We start from the raw sequence: 4,149 nt of genomic DNA on the forward strand, positions 1-4,149 counted from the left end.
GCGCCGGCGCCTGGCACCGCAACCTGGCCAACTGGGTTTATAACCGCTTCGCTAGCTACATCGCCGGCTTTCCTATTTTAGACCTGACCAGCGGCTTCCGCGCCATTCGCGCCCCGCTGGCCAAATCCCTGTGCTACCTCCTGCCGAACACCTTCTCCGCCCCAACAACTATGACGCTGGCAGTGGCGCGCGGCGGCTATGGCATCACGTATGTGCCCATTCAGATACGCCGGCGCGCCGCCGGCAAAAGCAAAATCTCCCTCCTGCGCGACGGCTTCCGCTTCTTCGTCCTTATGGCCAAGGTGGCTACCCTCTTTTCGCCGCTGAAGGTCTTCGGCCCCATGAGTGTCCTGGTGGGTGGCCCCGGCTTCATCTATGCCATTTACCGGCTGGCCATCGGCAAAGCCTGGACCATTCCCATCACTATCTCGCTCACCATGGGGGCGCTCATCCTGGTGCTGGGCCTGATTTCCGAACAGATCGCCACCCTACGCTTTCAGCAAATGGAGTGACCGATGCCAGAGGAACATCGCTCACTTTGGGCAAGCGTGGTCATCCCGATGTACAACGCCGGCGCATACATCGCCGGCTGTCTGGACAGCCTGCTCCATCAAACCGTCCCGAGCGAAGCGTATGAGGTGATCGTGGTAGATGACGCCTCAACAGATGGAAGCGCCGAGCTGGTGCGAACGCGGTACCCCGGCGTCCGACTGATCCAGGCGCCGGCGAACCTGGGATTTGCCGGCGCCGCCAACCTGGGCGCCCGAGAAGCTCGCGGGAAATGGGTGGTGGTTCTGAACGCTGACACGCGGCTGGTCCCGGATTGGCTGGAGCATCTGTTGGCGGTGGCGGAGAGCGATACGCGTATCGGCGGGGTGCAGGCGGTGCAGATATTTCAATGGCGCCGGCCGCGGGGGACCCATGAGGAAACGCCCTACTACCTGGACCTCTGCCCATGGGGTTTCACGCGCTATTATCCGGCCGGCGGCCGGTCGGACCCCATCCCCACCTTGTTCCTCTCCGGTGCCGGCTGTGCCGTGCGCCGGGAGTGGCTGGAACAATATGGGCCGCCCTTCGACCCACTTTTTTATATGTATGGGGAGGATCGGGACCTGGCACTGCGCCTCATCGTCCAGGGCTACCGCATCTACGCCGTGCCGCAGGCCAGGATGTGGCATGATCATCCCAACCCGCTGATCAATCCCGCGGTGGGACTGCACAAGGCGAACCTGGCGGCGCGCAACGGCTGGCTGGCGTATCTCAAGAACATGTATCTGACGGAATTCCTGGCCTATGCACCGGCCGTCGTGGCCGGCAGTTTCCTGCGCGCCTGGGAATTTCCGGGGCCCCTATGGCGCCGGCTGGCCGCCGGCCTGGGCTATTTCCTGCTCACTCTGGTCTACCTCGTGCCGGCGCTGTGGTTTTACCTGGTACGCCATGCGGCGGAGCGGCGGCAGAACCTCCGCCGGCGCACCCGACCTGCCGGCTGGCTCCTGCGGATGCTCCTGACCCCGGCCTCGCGCCGCACCTGGGAATGAGATATGCGTCGCCGGCATGGGTCAGAAATTGCCATCCTGCTCACGCTGATAGGCCTGGCGCTGGCACTGCGCCTCTGGCGCCTGGGAGAAGAGAGCCTCTGGATAGATGAGGCCAACGCCTTCGCCCAAAGCGCCGGCACCTGGGCCGACGTCCTGCGCATATCCCGTCGGGAACCACTGGATTTTCCGCTGGCGCGCTTTGTCCTGCATCCGCTGACCACCTATCCGCCGAACGAGTTCCTCTTCCGCCTGCCGGCGGCGCTGTGGGGCGTGCTGGGCGTGGCATTGACCTATGCCCTGGCGCGGCAGATATGGGACAAGGAGACGGCCCTGCTGGCCGCCGGCCTGCTGGCCCTCTCCCCCTATCACATCCGCTACAGCCAGGAGGCGCGCAATTATACCAGCTTTCTCGCCCTGCACCTGCTGACGCTCCTGGCGCTGGCGCGGGCCGTGCGCCGGCGGGGGCGCGCTGATTGGATACTCTACGCCCTGGCCGCCGGCATCGCCCTCTATGACCACCTCTACAGTTTCATCGTCCTGGCATGGCAGTGGGGCCTGCATGCCCTGCTGGCCCTGGTGAGCGCCCGACGTCAGGAACCCGTCGGGGGGATCGGCTGGCAAACCCTTCGGGCACATTCGTTGGCGCTCCTGGGGGCCGGCGCGATCCTGTTTCCCTGGGCCATCTATGTCGTCGGCGGGCCGTTCCTGCAGGAGCTGAGTAGCTCCAGCGGATTGTTCCACGCCCCGGGGACTATTCGCCTGGAGCCAGACCTGTTCCTGCGCATGTTGCGCTGGTTCATGGCCAACCGGGGGGAGGCGGTGCCGGCGGCATGGATCGCGCTGGTGGGAATGGCCGGCGCATGTATCTTCCCCGCCAGACCGGCGCGCCGGCTGGCTTGGCTAACCAGCACTTATGTGGTCGGCGTTTTCCTGACGGTAGCGGTGCTGTCACGGCTCAGCGGCACCTATCTGGCCTACCGCCGACTGCTGTTCCTCCTGCCCCTGCTGTTCCTGCTGATAGCCGGCGGATATCTGGCGCTGGCGCGGTGGATCTAGCGGCGGATCACGCGCCGGCCGCGGCCGGCCGGCGGGGTGCTCCTGCCAGCTCTGTTACTCCTCGCGGCAGGGTTGGCCTGGGCGCCGGCTCTCCAGGGCCACTACCGCTCCGAAAAGGAAAACTGGCGGGCCATCGCCCAGGTCCTGAAGAGCGAGGCCGGCGAGCGGGATTGGGTGGTCAACTGTGCCGACAGCGCCAACGCCTGGCAGGCCCTGCGGGTGTATCTGGGGCCGACAGCGAGAACATTGCAGTTACTGACGCCAGCCCAGGCGGTACAGCGGCTTGGCTCCACTTCCCGCCGGCCGGCGCGCATCTGGTACATTCTGCCCATACCGGTGAATGACAGCGCCGGCCAGAGCTGGCAGTTCAACGACCCGCGCCATCTGCGCCCATTGGACGGGGACCGCTCCCTGCCGCCCCATGCCCTGATGCTCTCCTTGGAGCACCGGGAGGTGCCGGCGGAGGACCCACTGTTTCTGACCCATAACCTGCTGGAGGCATTGGCACGCACCTATTCCACGCCGCTTCCGATCCCGCTGGACTGGCGCTTCAATGCCCTGAACGCCTGGGCATCCTATCACGATGCGCAGGGGGATTGGGCGCCGGCACTGCGCGCCTACCGGACGGTGATGGCTGTCCCGGCGGTGCCCGCGGCCACCCGGAAAAATCTGGCCGGCCTGACGGGGTATCTGGCCTGGAGGCTGGAGCACGCCGGCGAAGTGGTGCCAGGCTCCTACTGGGATGCGCCGCGCTTCGGGGAGGCCCTTCAGGCATATGTCCGCCAGCAGGGCATGCCCGTGGAGAGGGCGGACCAACTCGCGCAGTGGACCCTGGTATTGGCAGGGGAGATAGAGGAGGTGCTCCCCGCCGGCTCCCAGGTGTGGCGCTTTGAGCGCCCGGAGGACCTGGGGGGATGGGACATCCGCCTGGCCGGCGCGTCAGCGCACATCGCGCCGGCAGTGGAGTGCGGCGGTGGATGGGCCGGCTGTCTGCGCATCGAAACCCAGGGCGCCGGCTACCACGGCTCGCTGGAACGCCGTCTGCATCTGGAACCCGGGCGTGCCTATCTCCTTCGCTGTCGCATGCGCACCGCCTCTACGCTGGCCCTGCAGGGCAAGGTGCTGTATGTATCCTACCGCCAGGCATGGCGCCGGCCCGGCGCTTATGCCAGCGCCTTCTGGGGCAGTACCGGCTGGCAGACTTTCGCGGCATTGTTCGTCGCGCCGGCCGGCGTCTCCGAGATCACCCTGGCGCCGGTGCTGGTGGATCATGCCGGCACCCTGTGGATCGCCGAGGTGAGTGTCATCCCCCTCTCGCCGTGAGCCACCGATTCCACCAACTTCCCTTCCCTGCATGCGGGAAAGCCCATATAGGGGATCGCACCAACAGGGAGCGCTTCCCGCTTTGTCGCTGAGGGATAGTGATGGTATACTTTTGGCATCATACTGCGCGTTGGCGGGGGAAGGACATCGTTGAGGGTCGCGCTGGTGCATGACTGGCTGAACCAGATGGGCGGTGCCGAGGGGGTGCTGGAGGAGCTGGTGCGCAATTTCC

At 66.0% G+C, this 4,149-nt stretch carries 4 protein-coding genes; all 4 read left to right on the top strand.

Going from position 1 to position 4,149, the window contains the following annotated elements; genetic code table 11:
- Positions 1 to 512, top strand: a 512-nt coding sequence (locus H5T60_12190; GenBank protein MBC7243192.1) for a glycosyltransferase family 2 protein, incomplete at its 5' end; no start/stop codon positions are given.
- 3 nt (positions 513 to 515) lie between these two features.
- The gene (locus tag H5T60_12195; protein MBC7243193.1) at positions 516 to 1,538 is read left to right on the top strand and encodes a glycosyltransferase family 2 protein; all 1,023 of its coding nucleotides are present in this window, start codon (positions 516 to 518) and stop codon (positions 1,536 to 1,538) included.
- Between the two features lie 3 nt (positions 1,539 to 1,541).
- Positions 1,542 to 2,594, top strand: coding sequence for a glycosyltransferase family 39 protein (locus H5T60_12200; protein MBC7243194.1), 1,053 nt, complete (start codon positions 1,542 to 1,544; stop codon positions 2,592 to 2,594).
- Positions 2,595 to 2,630: 36 nt separating this feature from the next.
- On the top strand, positions 2,631 to 3,917 hold the full coding sequence (locus H5T60_12205; GenBank protein MBC7243195.1) for a hypothetical protein: 1,287 nt from the start codon (positions 2,631 to 2,633) through the stop codon (positions 3,915 to 3,917).
- Positions 3,918 to 4,149 lie beyond the last annotated feature (232 nt).

This window comes from Anaerolineae bacterium (assembly GCA_014360855.1).
Lineage (GTDB): Bacteria > Chloroflexota > Anaerolineae > JACIWP01 > JACIWP01 > JACIWP01.